The organism is Corynebacterium pelargi, assembly GCF_014635485.1.
Lineage (GTDB): Bacteria > Actinomycetota > Actinomycetes > Mycobacteriales > Mycobacteriaceae > Corynebacterium > Corynebacterium pelargi.
This window is the reverse complement of record NZ_BMCX01000001.1, coordinates 796,666-811,215: the sequence shown is the minus strand read 5'-3', so window position 1 is coordinate 811,215 and position 14,550 is coordinate 796,666. Positions and strand designations below refer to the sequence as shown.

12 protein-coding genes, 1 tRNA gene and 1 rRNA gene are annotated in these 14,550 nt (G+C 57.4%); 11 read left to right on the top strand and 3 right to left on the bottom strand.

The features are described 5' to 3' along the window. The first annotated feature begins 150 nt into the window (after positions 1 to 150). The 3 genes from rrf (at position 151) to IEU99_RS03650 (ending at position 3,692) form a co-directional block, all read left to right on the top strand. A 5S ribosomal RNA gene (gene rrf, locus IEU99_RS03660) occupies positions 151 to 267 on the top strand. A 122-nt stretch (positions 268 to 389) separates the two neighbouring features. Then, positions 390 to 1,130, top strand: coding sequence for an ABC transporter ATP-binding protein (locus IEU99_RS03655; RefSeq protein ID WP_128889291.1), 741 nt, complete (start codon positions 390 to 392; stop codon positions 1,128 to 1,130). Next, positions 1,131 to 3,692, top strand: a complete 2,562-nt coding sequence (locus tag IEU99_RS03650) for an ABC transporter permease (protein WP_229718362.1) — start codon at positions 1,131 to 1,133, stop codon at positions 3,690 to 3,692. Here the strand turns inward: IEU99_RS03650 and IEU99_RS03645 are convergent. Then, the gene (locus IEU99_RS03645; protein WP_164931133.1) at positions 3,689 to 4,036 is read right to left on the bottom strand and encodes a fluoride efflux transporter FluC; all 348 of its coding nucleotides are present in this window, start codon (positions 4,034 to 4,036) and stop codon (positions 3,689 to 3,691) included. The genes IEU99_RS03650 and IEU99_RS03645 overlap by 4 nt on opposite strands. Then, the gene (locus tag IEU99_RS03640) at positions 4,033 to 4,356 is read right to left on the bottom strand and encodes a CrcB family protein (protein WP_128889293.1); all 324 of its coding nucleotides are present in this window, start codon (positions 4,354 to 4,356) and stop codon (positions 4,033 to 4,035) included. Before IEU99_RS03640 ends, IEU99_RS03645 begins: the two co-directional genes overlap by 4 nt. Before the next feature lie 165 nt (positions 4,357 to 4,521). Between IEU99_RS03640 and pgm the strand changes: the two genes are divergently transcribed. The 8 genes from pgm to IEU99_RS03600 all read left to right on the top strand — a co-directional run bounded on the left by pgm (position 4,522) and on the right by IEU99_RS03600 (position 13,103). Then, complete coding sequence (gene pgm / locus IEU99_RS03635) at positions 4,522 to 6,183, top strand: phosphoglucomutase (alpha-D-glucose-1,6-bisphosphate-dependent) (RefSeq protein WP_128889294.1); 1,662 nt, start codon at positions 4,522 to 4,524, stop codon at positions 6,181 to 6,183. A 192-nt stretch (positions 6,184 to 6,375) separates the two neighbouring features. Next, positions 6,376 to 6,804, top strand: a complete 429-nt coding sequence (locus tag IEU99_RS03630; protein WP_229718380.1) for a MauE/DoxX family redox-associated membrane protein — start codon at positions 6,376 to 6,378, stop codon at positions 6,802 to 6,804. 73 nt (positions 6,805 to 6,877) lie between these two features. Then, the gene (locus IEU99_RS03625) at positions 6,878 to 7,618 is read left to right on the top strand and encodes a DsbA family protein (protein ID WP_229718361.1); all 741 of its coding nucleotides are present in this window, start codon (positions 6,878 to 6,880) and stop codon (positions 7,616 to 7,618) included. A gap of 75 nt (positions 7,619 to 7,693) precedes the next feature. Then, positions 7,694 to 7,766 (top strand) — tRNA-Ala (locus IEU99_RS03620). Between the two features lie 365 nt (positions 7,767 to 8,131). Beyond that, entirely contained in the window at positions 8,132 to 9,979 is a 1,848-nt protein-coding gene (locus IEU99_RS03615; RefSeq protein WP_128889296.1) for an ABC transporter ATP-binding protein, read from the top strand. Next, the gene (locus tag IEU99_RS03610) at positions 9,976 to 11,739 is read left to right on the top strand and encodes an ABC transporter ATP-binding protein (protein ID WP_128889297.1); all 1,764 of its coding nucleotides are present in this window, start codon (positions 9,976 to 9,978) and stop codon (positions 11,737 to 11,739) included. Before IEU99_RS03615 ends, IEU99_RS03610 begins: the two co-directional genes overlap by 4 nt. After that, a complete protein-coding gene (locus tag IEU99_RS03605; protein ID WP_128889298.1) occupies positions 11,736 to 12,401 on the top strand; it encodes a TetR/AcrR family transcriptional regulator in 666 nt (221 codons plus the stop codon). The genes IEU99_RS03610 and IEU99_RS03605 overlap by 4 nt, the downstream gene beginning before the upstream one ends. 66 nt (positions 12,402 to 12,467) lie before the next feature. Next, a complete protein-coding gene (locus tag IEU99_RS03600; protein WP_128889299.1) occupies positions 12,468 to 13,103 on the top strand; it encodes a hypothetical protein in 636 nt (211 codons plus the stop codon). Positions 13,104 to 13,136: 33 nt separating this feature from the next. Here IEU99_RS03600 and IEU99_RS03595 read toward each other — a convergent pair whose 3' ends face one another. After that, positions 13,137 to 14,399 carry a YkvI family membrane protein gene (locus IEU99_RS03595; protein WP_128889300.1) on the bottom strand — a complete coding sequence of 421 codons (1,263 nt, stop codon included), beginning with the start codon at positions 14,397 to 14,399 and terminating at the stop codon, positions 13,137 to 13,139. Between the last annotated feature and the right edge of the window lie 151 nt (positions 14,400 to 14,550).

Below are 14,550 nucleotides of genomic sequence, written 5' to 3'. Positions count from 1 at the left end.
ATGCAGGTGACTGGTACTAATCCACCGAACAACACACCAAAACACACCCACACAACACACACCAGTGTGCTACACATTTTCGCGTCCACTATGCAGTCCTGACACAACACCCCCAACAGGCAAACCAACACAACAACAAATAAAAATCGTGTCGGTGGTTATAGCATCGGGGTCACGCCCGGACCCATTCCGAACCCGGAAGCTAAGCCCGATAGCGCTGATGGTACTGCACCCGGGAGGGTGTGGGAGAGTAAGACACCGCCGACCAACAACTTCACAACACCAAAAACGCACCCCCACCAGGGTGCGTTTTTGCTATATCTAGGGTGCCTTTGAGCATCCAAACCCCGCCTCAGACAAAAGGATTCAGGTAGGGAATAATAACGGGTATGACCCACAACGTACCCGCCGCCCGCGCAGAAGGGCTCTACAAAGTCTATGGCTATGGAGACACCGCCGTCGCAGCCCTCAAAGGCATCGACGTAGCATTCAACCAAGGTGAATTCACCGCCATCATGGGCCCTTCCGGCTCAGGCAAATCCACCCTGATGCACTGCATGGCTGGGCTAGACGCCGCTACGGGCGGCAAAGTCTATCTCGGTGATACTGAGCTCTCCTCGCTCAAAGACCGAGACATGACCAACCTGCGGCGTGATCGACTCGGGTTCATCTTCCAGTCCTTTAACCTCGTTCCCACGCTCAATGCTAAGGAGAACATCACCCTGCCGCTCGATATTGCGGGCAAGAAGGTAGATCGGGAATGGTTCGAGCACATCACCCAGCGCCTAGGTCTGGATCAGCGTCTCAAGCACAACCCCTCCGAACTTTCGGGTGGCCAGCAACAGCGCGTCGCCTGTGCCAGGGCGCTCGTGGCACGTCCGGAAATTATCTTCGGTGATGAGCCAACCGGCAATCTCGATTCCAATTCCTCTTCCCAGGTGCTCTCCATTTTGCGCGCGGCGGTAGATGAATTCGATCAAACCGTGGTGATCGTGACCCACGACCCCAAGGCCGCCTCCTTTGCTGATCGCGTGATCTTCTTGGCCGATGGTCAAATCGTGCACGAGCTCCAGTCGCCTTCCACCGAGCAGGTCTATAGCACCATGGCTCGTTTAGAGGAGCTGATCTAAGTGGCCTCCCAATCAGCCATGTGGCGCGTTGGGTGGCGCTCAGTGATGGCCCACAAAGTGCGCTTCGGGCTCACCGTCATCGCGGTGGTGCTCGGTACCGCCTTCGTGGCCGGATCCCTGATGTTTACCAGTGCGCTCAGTGCCACCTTTGACCAGGCCCTGAACAAGGCTTTTTATAATATCGACGCCGTGGTCAAGGGCAATCAACAGCCCATTAGCCAAGAAGACCTCGACCGCACGCGAGCCCTGCCTGAGGTATCCACCGTCTTTGTGCACGACACCACCTCGGTGGTGATCGCCAAAGCCGGGGAAGATAGCCCACTTCCAACCGGAGGCATGCAAACCTCCGTGGGGGTGTGGTACGAAGCAGCCCCCGATAGTGATGAGGCTGTCGTGGATACGGTCACGCTCCAAAGTGGCGCGGCACCGGAAGGCGAAAACCAGGTCGCCATCCCCGAGTCCCAAAAAGCAATGCTCGGCTTAGACGTAGGCGATGAGCTCATCGCCGTTAGCGCGAATGGGCAATTTACCTACACCATCAGCGGCACCTATACCGACGAGGGCGTGGGCGAACCCGGCATTAAATTGCTCATGGCAGAACCGGCCTTCCTCGGCCGCTACGACGCAGGCGGTATCTCGACGTTGCTGGTACGAAGCGATGAGCTTTCCGATACTGCCACCGTGGATCTGTTGAAGCAGAATTTCCCTGCCCTTGAAGTGCGCACCGGTACGCAATTTGCAGACGACGTCACCGGCAGCTTCAAAGAATCCATGGCCTTTGTCACCTACTTCTTGGTGGCCTTCGGCCTTATCGCCCTGGTGGTTGGCACCTTCATCATCGCCAACACCTTCTCTATGCTCGTAGCGCAGCGCACTAAGGAGTTTGCGCTGCTGCGTGCCCTAGGAATCTCGCGTGGCCAGCTCCGTCGCTCCGTCACCTTTGAGGCGATCATCGTCGGCATTAGTGGCTCGCTACTGGGTGTGCTCGGCGGTATCGGGCTCGTTGCGGCCATCCGTGCGCTCATGAGCGCGATGGGCGTGGAACTTTCCGGCATGGGCTTCGGTGTGACTCCGCGCTCGGTGATTGTGCCCCTCGTCCTCGGCGTTCTCGTTACCGTGATCTCCGCATGGGCACCGGCTAGGCGCGCCTCTGCGGTGCACCCGGTAGAAGCAATGCGCCAGGGCAGTGGTGCAAATGAGCGCTTGAAGATGCGCACCATCGGCGGTGCTGTGTTGCTGCTGGCCGGCATCGCCTTTGCTCTGGCAGGCGTACTCCTGGATCAAGAGCCCACCAAAACCAGGGCAATCCTTGTTGGCGTCGGTGCTTTCGCCGCGATCCTGGGCGTGTTCTTTGCCTCTGCTGCGGCATCCATCCCGATCGTTGGCGGCATTGGCAAGGTCGTTGGCGCCCCCTTCGGTTCCGTGGGGCGTTTGGCGCAAACGAATGCTCGTCGAACCCCGAAGCGCACCGCCACCACCGCCTTCGCCTTGACCCTGGGCGTGGCACTGGTGACCCTGATTTCAATGTTCTCGGCCACGTTGGATAACAGCATCCGGGATCTCTCGGAAAACGAGATCAAGGTTGATTACATCTTGATGGGCCCAGGCACCGGTGAATTGCCGCTGCCCGAAGACGCCATTGAGAAGGTCAAAGAGGTACCAGGGGTAGCCAATGTAAGCGAATTGTCCTACGCTCTGGCAACGCTAGAAGAGCCGCCGGCGCAACCAATGATGCAAAGCCCCACCGGCTTCCTATCCACTATGGACGGCAACATTGCCGATGTGTTCGTTATGGAAGGCGTTCAAGGCGACACGGACCTTAGCCAGCCAGATCGAATGGTGGTAAGCGAGGAAGTGGCCAAGCAACGCAACTGGCAGATCGGCCAGCGCGTGCCGCTGTTTAATGGCAATGGCGTGCCCATCGGCGATATAGAGCTCAGCGGCACCTTTGCTGCATCAAAGGTGGCCAGCCCGATCACTGCTTCGCAGTCCACGTTCAATGACAAATTCGCTACTACAGCGGTGGTGGCAATGTTTGTCAACGGTGATGGAAGCCGCAGCAAAGAGGAATTACGCAACGACCTTGAACAAGCGGTGGCCGGATCGCTGTATGTGCGCGTGCAAACCCCGGAGGAATTCGCCGATCAGCAGGCAGGGATGGTGAAGAACATCATGAATATCCTCTACGGCCTGCTGGGTCTTGCGGTGATCATCGCCGTCATCGGCATTATCAACACGCTGGCGCTGAATGTGATTGAGCGTCGTCAAGAAATCGGTATGCTGCGCGCCGTCGGTATCCACAAGCGTCAGCTTCGGGGCATGATCACCCTCGAGTCGGTACAAATTGCCCTCTATGGCGCACTGCTTGGTGTCGCACTGGGTGTGGGAATCGGAACTGCGTTTTTGAAGGTGCTGGCAAGCCAGGGCCTTGATGCGCTCACCGTCCCAACAACCCAAATCCTTTGGGTACTGCTTGGTGCCGCGATCGTTGGTGTGATCGCCGCGTTGTGGCCAGCGCAAAGAGCAGCCAGCACACCACCGCTGGAGGCGATGGTGGACTAAAGCAACCACGCCCCGAAGGCGCCGCCTGCCCAAAATGCCAAGGCTCCCAGAAAGAGATTGAGCATGATGGTCACGGCGGCGCTGGTGGTTTGAGCGGCTTGAATCAATCCACCGAGTTCTTTGGCCAAGGTTGACCAGGTGGAAAAAGCGCCCGCAACCCCGGTGATAAGGAATACGCCCCAGAACCCCTCGATGCCGATGGCCATGCATAGTCCGAGCAGCCCGCAGGCGAGGGTGTTGGCGGCCAGGGTGCCGCGAATTGGGCCGAGGAAACTTAATGCCCAGCGTGCAAGGCCTCCGAGCGCACCACCGAGGGCAATAGCGAGCAAGTCGATTGCAGTCATGCTTGTTGCCTCATACGGGATCCCAGCAACCATGCCCCAACACAGCCGATCACGGTGCTGAAAAGGAATAGGGCAGATGCAAGCAATGAGTTCGTGGTGCTCAGGAGTGCGGTGAACGTCGAAAAGCTAGTAAAGCCGCCGAGAACTCCCGTGCCAAGCCATGCCGGCGGGGCAAGCCTGCCCATGAGGAAGCTTCCTAGGACGTTGATCAAGACCAATATCCACAATCCGGGCAGCAGGACGAGTAATTCTGCGCGCAAGAGTGATCCGCAGGCGGCGCCAAGGGCGATGCCGAGGGCCGGGGACTTGAGAATGCGCATGGTTAGTCATTCTAGAACTGATGTGGCCAAACTTAATGATGTGTTCTTCGGCCAAAGCCATGCAAGAAACGCCAAAAGGGGGAAAGATGGGGAAGTGATCGCAAATGTTGGTGCGTCCGGTTGCTCACCGAAAGGATCAACCGGTGCCACATATAAGGAGCAGATATGGCACATCCCCGCGCAGGTCAAGTGGCCCAGCCCGAAGATTTGATTGACATTGCCGAGCTGGTAACCGCCTACTACACCCGAATTCCCGATCCGGAAAACCCTGATCAGCAGGTGGCGTTCGGCACATCCGGGCACCGAGGTTCCTCTTTGGACACTGCCTTTAATGAGCAGCACATTTTGGCCACCACCCAGGCCATCGTGGATTATCGCCGCAAGCACGACATCGGCGGCCCGATCTTTATCGGCCGCGACCCCCACGCCTTGAGCGAACCAGCGATGATCTCGGCACTTGAGGTGCTGCTGGCCAATGACATCGAGGTGCTTGTCGACGACCGCGGCCGCTACACCCCGACCCCTGCGGTATCGCACGCAATTTTGCAGCACAACGCCGCACTTTCGGGCGGGGTGACAGGAAGCGATCCGAAGCGCGCCGACGGCATCGTGATCACCCCTTCACACAATCCGCCACGCGATGGTGGCTTCAAATACAACCCGCCCAATGGCGGGCCGGCAGATACCGATGCCACTGACTGGATTGCGCAGCGCGCCAATGAGCTGCTGCGTGGCGGGCTGCAGGAAGTCAAGCGCAGCAGTGTGAGCGGCGTGCTGGATCCACGCACGCGCAAGTACAACTACCTGGATAACTACATTGCGGATCTGCCCAATGTGGTTGATCTTGAGGCCATCAAGCACGCCGGGCTTTCGATCGGTGCTGACCCGATGGGTGGCGCATCGGTGGATTATTGGGGTGCCATCGGCGAGAAATATGGTCTTGACTTGGCGGTAGTGAATCCGCTGGTGGATGCCACCTGGCGGTTTATGACCTTGGATACCGACGGCAAGATCCGCATGGACTGCTCCTCGGCGCATTCCATGGCCTCGCTGGTGCATAATCGCGATCGCTATGACATTGCCACCGGCAATGACGCCGACGCCGATCGCCACGGCATCGTCACTCCCGACGCTGGGCTGATGAACCCCAATCACTATCTCGCCGTGGCAATCGAGTACCTGTTTGCCCATCGTCCGGGCTGGGGTGAGCACACGGCAGTGGGTAAGACCTTGGTGTCTTCTTCCATGATCGATCGTGTGGTGGACAATCTTGGGCGAAAGCTCGTCGAGGTTCCCGTGGGATTCAAGTGGTTCGTTCCTGGGCTTATCGACGGTTCCGTTGGCTTCGGTGGCGAAGAATCCGCAGGTGCTTCCTTCCTTCGCCACAATGGCCAGGTGTGGTCCACCGATAAAGACGGCATCATCTTGGATCTGCTTGCCTCTGAAATCACCGCCGTGACCGGCAAGACGCCTTCGCAGCGCTATGCGGAATTGGCTGAACAATACGGAGCTCCCGCCTATGCGCGCACCGATGCAGAGGCCAACCGTGAGCAGAAGGCAATCTTGAAGGCCCTTTCACCGGATCAGGTCAGTGCCACTGAATTGGCAGGCGAAAAGATCACCGCCAAGCTGACTGAGGCGCCGGGCAATGGTGCAGCGATTGGTGGTTTGAAGGTCACCACCGAGAGCGCATGGTTTGCTGCTCGCCCCTCGGGCACGGAGGATAAGTACAAGATTTATGCTGAGTCTTTCCGCGGTGAGGATCACCTCAAGCAGGTACAAGAAGCAGCACAGAATCTCGTATCCGAGGTGCTTGGCCAAAGCTAAGCCTCACGTGTGAGGAATCTGCCCGCTTGAGTCGCGCATTCTACTTGCGGCTGAAGCGGGTATGTTTTGGTGCGAGCACATGTTGTGGTTAGATCAACAAGTTAAGGAAAGGAGGGTCGCGTGGCAGCAACACTGAGTAATGCCGATACCAGCAATGCAGATACCGGCAATCGCGCGCCTGCTGCTCAGTGGATCCTTGAGGCACTGAGTTTTATCTCGCGTTTTGGCCTGGCGTTTATTTGGATCTTTGCAGGTTTTGAAAAATCCACTGACCCGGTGGGCACGCAACAGTCTGTAGAAGGCTATGACATTTTCAGTCCCACCTGGGCGCAGTGGATTGCCCAAGTAATCGGGCCGCTTGAAATCGCCGGCGGTGTGGTGTTGCTTCTCGGCATCTTCCTGCGTCAAGCAGGGAAAGTATCGGCAGTAGTGCTGCTGCTTTTTATCGTCGGCATTGCCCAGGCATGGGCGAGGGGCCTAAGCATCGACTGCGGTTGTTTTGGTGCTTCGGCGACCGGCCACATGGATTATTTGTGGACGATTCTGCGAGACATCCTCTTTATTGCCATGTCGCTGATATGCGTTCTTAGGCCGTATCGACGTTTCGCGTTGTATTCATAGTAGGCGTTTCGCCCAGCATTTCATACGGGTTAAAATGGGCGAAACATTTTCGAGGAGAGAAGAGCAATACGCAGTGAGTAGCAAAAACAAGATTCAAAATCCGAACGAAAAGTCCAAGAGCTTCGTCTGGGCTTTGGTGGCGCTAGTTGTTGTGGTCGTAGCTGTGGTTGGTTATATCGTGATGCAGGGTCGCGAAAATGCCAAGAACCAATTCGCCGATCACCCGGTTGAAGACGTTGCATTCAACGTCGCAGTCGACGGCAATGCCATCACCTTGAAGTCCGATAAGGCAGCCAAGGACGCCAAGGTTGTCGATATCTACGAAGACTACTCTTGCCCTCACTGCGGTGACCTCGCCATCGAAACCGATGAGCAAACCCGCAAGCTTCTCGACGAAGGCAAGGTCATTTTGAACATCCGCGACCTGAACTTCCTCGACGATAAGGACGGCTCCGATGGCGAGCCTGCCACCGATGGCAACTCCACCCTCGCTGGTGCATCTGCCCTTGCTATCGCGCAAGATGGCGACGCCAAGACCTACTGGGCATACCGCGACCTGCTGTACAAGGAGCAGGGCAGCATCTACAACAAGTGGAACGCTGATGACTTCGCTGATGCCGCAGAGCAAATCGGTGCCTCCGAGGATGCCGTAGCAAAGATTCGCGACTACGCCCTGCGTGAAGAGCTCGTTGAGCACGCCGAGGCAAATGCCAAGGAACTCGAAAGCAAGCTCGGCAAGGTTTCCTCCCCGCAGGTGTTCGTCGATGGCAAGCACATCGAGGGCAATCCTGCAGAATGGGTGAATAACGTTTAAGCAATTTCCATGCCCTCACCAGTGGTTTTGTACATTGGTGAGGGCATGCGTATGATGTTGCAAGTGCACAAGCACGGGGCTATGGCGCAGCTGGTAGCGCACCACACTGGCAGTGTGGGGGTCACGGGTTCGAATCCCGTTAGCTCCACAGAATAAAACCCCTGTTCCTTAAAAAGGAGCAGGGGTTTTTCTTTGTTTTCATCCTTTAGTCAGTGGGCGTGGCTTGTGGGCGAGGACAAGGGAGGGGGCAGGGGAGAAGGTAGGGGCTTGGGGCTCGGGGCGGGGAGTCTTAAGGGTCTCAGCGGTTGAAGGTGCGTGGGAGCCAGCGCCTCCTTGAGGTGATGCCGGGCTTAGCTCTCGGTGGCCACATTGGGGGTAGTGGATAACAGCGAATAGCCTTAAGAGTTAGGCAGGGCTAAGCTAATAGTGAACGCCATTCAGTTTAGGAGAAGGCGATGCCCCCTTCGCTATGGCGGCACCGGATTGGCAAGCTTCGGATGAGAGTGAAGACGCATGAACAGCGACACCATACAAAGCACCACGAGTACCGGCAGCATCAGTCCCGACACCACCTACGACGAGCCCGACGTGGTGAGTAGCCGGGAAAAAGATAAGGCGGGAAGAAAAGCCTTTCAAAGGCTCATACGTCCAATCTCCTTAGAACTGGCCATCGCAAGGATCCTGGCCTTTATCTCGGCTGTGCTCAGCGTCGGACCCTATATCGCCTTGGTGTGGTTGGCTAAGGCCTTGCTCGGCCAAGGAGGAGCTCAGGGCAGTAATGAAGGCGAAGTGAAATCGGCGCTCACGCTGCTGATTGGGCTCTTCGTTGCCCGGCTGGTGGTGTATTTGGTGGCCTTAACGGTCTCGCATTTCGCAGACGTGAAATTGCGGCACCTGTTGCAACGCCAGATCGCCCAGCGCCTCTCACAAGCCCCGCTGTCGTGGTTTTCGCGCACCAATTCCGGTCAGGTGCGAAAAGCGGTCCAAGATGACACCGCAGAAATCCACGCGGTGGTTGCACATGCTCCGGTCGATAGCACCGTGGCCATCGTGAGCCCTTTGGCGCTGTTGGCCTATGTGTTTTATCTCAACTGGATGTTGGGGATACTCGCCATCATCACGCTTCCGGTCTACCTCGGCCTCATGGCCTTCACCATGAGGGGCATGGGGGAGAAAACCGCTGAGATGGATACTCGTCTCGGCCACGTTTCCGCCACCATGGTGGAGTTTGTCACGGGCATTTCGGTGGTCAAAGCCTTTGGTCAAACCGGTAAGGCGCACGCCAGATACGATCGTGCCACCAAAGACTTTCACAAGTTTTATCTTGCTTGGTGTGGCCCGATGCTGCGGATCTCTGCGATGTCCTATGTCGCCATTTCCACCTCGGTGCTCGTGTTGGTCAATCTCGGACTAGGCTCACTGCTGATCCGCAGCGGCCATGCCCAAGCCACAGACCTCATCCCCACCACCATCGTCGCCTTAGCCATCCCGCAGGCTTTCGAAACCTTGGCCAACATGGCGTGGTCGCTGCAAATTGCTGGCAGCGCGGCACTTCGTGTTCAAAACATTTTGAATATCCCCCAAATCTCCCAGGACGCCGCCAGTGCTGCTGCACTCCCCGAAGGCATCAAGGGACAATCCGTGGACTTCGTGGATGTCAGTTATAGCTACGGCGCCCATAAGGCCGTCGATCACGTCTCTTTGCACCTAGAAGCCGGTACCACCACAGCCCTGATCGGGCCTTCCGGTTCAGGCAAGACAACACTGGCAACGCTCTTAGCCCGCTTTAGCGACCCGGATGAAGGATGCATCCGCATCGGGGGAGTCGATTTGCGTCATTGGCCGGCGGAAACGCTGTATCGGCACGTGGGGTTCGTGCTGCAAGATCCACAGATCCTGAGTCTTTCTATTCGCGACAATGTTGCGCTTGGCAAAGAGGACGCCAGCGATGAAGAAATTTGGCAGGCACTCGAAAGCGCCCAGGTAGCCGACGAGATTCGGGCCTTGGCGCACGGGCTCGACACGATCTATGGCGTCGATACGCACCTATCGGGTGGCCAATGTCAACGACTCGCCATCGCCAGGGCTCTGCTGTTGAACACCCCGGTGCTGATCTTGGATGAGGCAACTGCCTTTGCCGATCCCGAATCCGAAGCACAGATTCAGCAGGCCTTAAGCGCCCTAGTCCATAACCCCCAGCACCCCAAGACAGTGCTGGTGATCGCGCACCGTCCGGCCTCAGTTCGGCACGTCGATCAAGTGGTGATCATGGAAAACGGCAAGATCAGCGCCAAGGGCACACCACAAGAAGTGAGTGAAGAACCGCTCTACATGGCTCTCTGGGAAGGAAGCACACGATGATTGCTACCCAACATTTTTCGCCCAGTTTTCTCCGCCGCGTTGCCCAATTGCTTTCCGTCGAGGGCAAGCAGCACCTCCGCCGAATGTTCGTGCTATCGCTGATCTGCGGTGTCATTCGCGGCCTCGCGTTGGTGGCCTTTTTGCCGGGAGCCGCAAGCTTGGTCAGCGGGGATCCAGTATGGGGGCTTCGTTTTAGCCAGTGGCTGCTCGTATTGGCGCTTGTGGCCTGTATCTCGGCGGTATTGGAATACTTCCTGGCAATTGCCAACTACAGCGTTGCCATTGACGTGGTGGCAAGCATTCACTTAAAGATCGGCCAGCGCGTCTCCCGCCTGCCGTTGGGCTATTTCAAGCCGCAGAGCGCAGGTGAATTCTCCCGCTTGGTATCGCGCCAAATGCTCATCTTGGGCGAATCTTTTGCCCACATGTATTCCCCGATGATCATGCACGCCTGCACCATGTTGGTGCTGCTGATAGGCACGTGGGTGTGGGCGCCAACGATGGGCTTGATTCTCAGTGCAACGGTGCCGGTGGTGGTGCTCGCGGCGTATCTGGCCAATCGTTGCGAACGTCGTTCTTCTGCACTAACCGATCCGCCAAATAGGGAAGTGGCCAGCCGGTTGGTTGAGTTTGCCCAAAATCAAGCGATCTTAAGAGCCTGCGGTAAGGCCCAGGCTTTCCAGCCCCTTGAGGCTGCGATCAACACAAGCGAACGGCGAAGCTCGAAGGCGCTGTGGTGGGGTCTGCTGGGTCAATTGATTAATGGCACCGCCGCCCAGAACGTCGCTGTGCTCGCCATGGTGCTTGCCGTAGGCGTTGGCACCGGGCTGCAAGATCCTGTGGCCACCATCGTGTTCATCGGCATCATGTTGCGCTTTACCACCATCTTGAATGAGATTGGCCAATTGGGCATGGGCGTGCAGGCTTCGCAACCGCTGCTTGAGCAGGTATTTGAGCTTCTCGACGAGCCGATCATCGAAGATCCCGAGCGCACCCGAAGGATCACTGAGCCGGGTGCCATCGCGATGCGCAATGTGAGCTTTTCATACACCAAGGACTGCCCCGTGCTTCGGGATGTCTCCTTTGCATTTCCTCCCCATTCCTTCAACGCCATCGTCGGCCCGTCCGGCAGCGGAAAAACAACGATCGCCCGGCTGATCGCGCGCTTTTATCCCGTTGATCACGGCGAGGTGCTCGTGGGTGGGGTGCGTGTAGAAGAACAGGCACTGGCCCAGCTTATGAGCCAATTGGCGTGGGTATTCCAAGATGTGTATCTCTACGATGACACCCTTCGGGCCAATATTTTGGTGGGCAACCCCCATGCCAGTGAAGAGCAATTACGGCACGCGGCCCGTCTTGCAGGCGTGGAGGAGATTATCCAGCGTTTGCCCCAAGGCTGGGATACCCCGGTAGGCGAGGGGGGCCGCGCGCTTTCCGGTGGGGAACGCCAGCGCGTTTCTATTGCCAGGGCAATTCTCAAAGACGCCCCCATCGTCCTGTTCGACGAAGCCACCAGCGCCCTCGACCCGGCCAATGAGCAGCGAGTGGTCCAGGCTCTTGAGTACCTTCGTCAACGCTCTACACTGGTGGTGATTGCCCACAAGCTCTCCACGATCGAATCCGCTGACAATATTGTGGTGCTCAATGATCAAGGCCGCATCAGTCAGCAGGGAACTCACGAGGAGCTGCTGCACCAAGACGGCACCTATCAACAGTTCTGGCAACGCAGACACGCAGCTCAAGGATGGTCACTGACATGACACCAGCAGGCCCGGGGCGAAAAACCGGGCCTAAGCCCAAATTTTCCACCCACGACGTGGTTGATGCCGCGCTTTCGATCGGCATCGACCGATTCACCATGAACGCCGTGGCAGAGCGGGTGGGCGTCGGTGCTCCGAGCCTGTATCGCCTCTTTGCAAGCCGCGACGACCTCGTTGGGGCTTGCCTCAAAGAGATTCTTGCCAGAAACCCCTGGCAGCAAACGGATCTTGCTTGGCCAGACAAGCTCAAGCGTTGGTCGCGCTACTGCTGGGATCTGTGCGAGGCGTACCCAGGGTTGGCACTGACGCTCTACACCTATCCCTTCCCTCAAGTGCATGGCATGAGGCTGCTGGGGCAGGTGCTGGAGGATTTCGAGGATTCCGGGCTTGACCGCGATACCGTGCTGTATGCCCTGGATTTCATCGGCGATACCGCCATCACCCTCAGCCTTGGATTGCAAAGCTACAGAATCGAGCCACGCAATGAGCAGCGAAACAAGCTGCTTGCCCAAAACCGTGAGCTGCTAGAGCAATACCTCCCCCAAGAGGTCACTCAGATCGAGCAGTCCCAAGACCTGTATCAGCACAGGGTCGCGCCCAAAACCGAATTCATCATTGCTGCTCTTCAAGCAGGTATCCGCCCAGATGTTCCAAAGCCTTGAGTCGCTTGCTGGAGTGAGGATTAGGCTAGGAGCTACATCATTGATGTGGCTAAAAGAAGGAGAATAATGGTGAAAAGAACAGTCGGTTTGAGCGCACTGGTGGCAGCCCTGGCACTGGTTGCTTGCGGGGGAGAACAGGAGGCGGAATCGCCTTCGAGCACAGCGGTGCTGAAATCCGCGGAAAGCACCGCACCTTCCGAGGCTTCAACTGAGCCTTCTTCCCAAGCACCTGCCGAGGAGCCTGAAAGCGAAGAGCCTCAAGAGGCTGCCGAGGAGCCTGCGCCCCCGGCTGAGATCGTTGATGTAGATCCCGAGGCCTATGTGCAAGGCCAGGCGCACATGTTCCGCTATACCGTCGGCGGTGAAAGCGGGGAGTGCTATATCAGCGATAAGGGTGTGTCTTGCACCGGCCAAGCCCCTGAGGATGCCCCGGAAGTAGAGATGGCGCCGCTGCCTCGTCAAAAACCCGGTGCCATCGCTGCCGGTGAAAATGGCCTCTACTACACCATCTTTGAAGGGGTGCCGCCTGCCCAAAAGGACTTAGAGCCAGGCCAGCGCATCACCGCGGGCGCCGGAGTATGTACCGCTGAAAGCGCTGATGTGTTGCGTTGCGAATCCAACGGCAAGAGCTTTTCCATCCAGGCACCGGGTAAGAAGATCGTGCCTGAAGGCGAACTTGCTCCTGTGTTTGACGCCCAATAAGGGCTTCACAGGAGCAAGGGGGCCTGGCAGTGCTTAGGACTGTCCGGGCTCTTTATACTCTTCGGCGTCGAGCTCGAGGTTCGGTCGTTCCTCTTCGGCCACAGTGGCCAGGAGCTTATCGTTATCGGCCTGGGAGCCTTCGAGCTCGTGGTTGAGCTCTAGGGAATTATCCACATAAATCTCGGGGTGGATATGCACGCGGGTGAGTTGGCGAATACGGTTGCGTCGCGCTTTCTCGCCTGCGATGAGCTTGGACCAACGGATGCGCCATGCCACAAAGACCACGCCGATGACCATGCCGATATAACCCAAGATGGGGAAGATGATCTGAATCAGCGAGCCGAAGCCCACAAGGCTGATCAGCCAGCTAATAAAGAGGATCACAAAGAGGTTGATCTTGGGATGGCGAGGGGCGAGCACATTGACTCGCCGGGAGAAGGCGTAGACATCGCCAAGGGCGGTGTTAAAGATCATCACAAGAATCAGCGCGGAAATTGATACACCGACGATGGGGTGAATCTCGCTGCCGATGGCTGCCATGGGGATGTCCTTGCCCGCTGCTGCATCCACGTTGAGGAAGAGCACCAAGGTTTCAAAGGTCAGCATCACCGTCAAGATGATGCCGCCGAGCATGCCGCCGATCGCGACGTCGCGAAGCTTGGTATAGGAACCACCAATCACCAGGGACATGCCCACCGCGCAGATCAAGCTCATGCCGGAGTAATTCACTGCCGACCACCACCAGGGCTGCACGGGGGAGGGCTCCTGCTGGGCAACGGCGTTGGTTGCGGCTAGGGAGAAGTCATCGGGGATGTGCAGCAGGGAGTAGATGAAGACCGCGATGATGGCCACGATCATCAAGGGGGTGACGGCGCCGATGACCTTGGCTACCTTGTCGGGGTTCAGGAAGCAGACGAAGTACACCACCACTGCCATGAGCAGGGAACCCAGCCAGGCCGGTACGTGGAAGGCCTGCTGGAATGTCGAGCCGGCGCCAGCGAGCATCATCATGCCCATGGCTGCCATGGTGATGGATACTGCGGCGTCGAGAAGCCAAGAAAGGCGAGGGTGTGCGACGTTTTTGAGTACGGCTCCGTGTTCATCGGCGAGGAAGTAACTACCGATCTGCAGCACGACCGCGCCGAAGATCACCATGATCACGCCGGTAACTACCAGGCCCCAGATGCCGGTTGAGCCAAAGGAGACAAAGTACTGCATCATTTCCTTGCCAGTGGCGAAGCCTGCGCCGATGAGCAGACCGACGAATGCCATGGCGATGGACATGCTCTGTTTCATGGGATCCCTTCATTAGTTTGAGCGCTGATTTTATCAGTGCTTTGTTATAGAAAAAATCGAGCCGACATCGTTCTTTGCCCCGGCAGTGTTACAAGGTTTTGGAAAAATAATAATGTTACAGGTGGGGGTAAAACGTTAAAAGCCACTGCTT

Bases quoted from the DNA above. Each gene is read 5' to 3' on its own strand.
- IEU99_RS03655 (WP_128889291.1), top strand. From the start codon at position 390: ATGACCCACAACGTACCCGCCGCCCGCGCAGAAGGGCTCTACAAAGTC.
- IEU99_RS03645 (WP_164931133.1), bottom strand. From the start codon at position 4,036: ATGACTGCAATCGACTTGCTCGCTATTGCCCTCGGTGGTGCGCTCGGA.
- IEU99_RS03640 (WP_128889293.1), bottom strand. From the start codon at position 4,356: ATGCGCATTCTCAAGTCCCCGGCCCTCGGCATCGCCCTTGGCGCCGCC.
- pgm (WP_128889294.1), top strand. From the start codon at position 4,522: ATGGCACATCCCCGCGCAGGTCAAGTGGCCCAGCCCGAAGATTTGATT.
- IEU99_RS03615 (WP_128889296.1), top strand. From the start codon at position 8,132: ATGAACAGCGACACCATACAAAGCACCACGAGTACCGGCAGCATCAGT.
- IEU99_RS03610 (WP_128889297.1), top strand. From the start codon at position 9,976: ATGATTGCTACCCAACATTTTTCGCCCAGTTTTCTCCGCCGCGTTGCC.
- IEU99_RS03605 (WP_128889298.1), top strand. From the start codon at position 11,736: ATGACACCAGCAGGCCCGGGGCGAAAAACCGGGCCTAAGCCCAAATTT.
- IEU99_RS03600 (WP_128889299.1), top strand. From the start codon at position 12,468: ATGGTGAAAAGAACAGTCGGTTTGAGCGCACTGGTGGCAGCCCTGGCA.
- IEU99_RS03595 (WP_128889300.1), bottom strand. From the start codon at position 14,399: ATGAAACAGAGCATGTCCATCGCCATGGCATTCGTCGGTCTGCTCATC.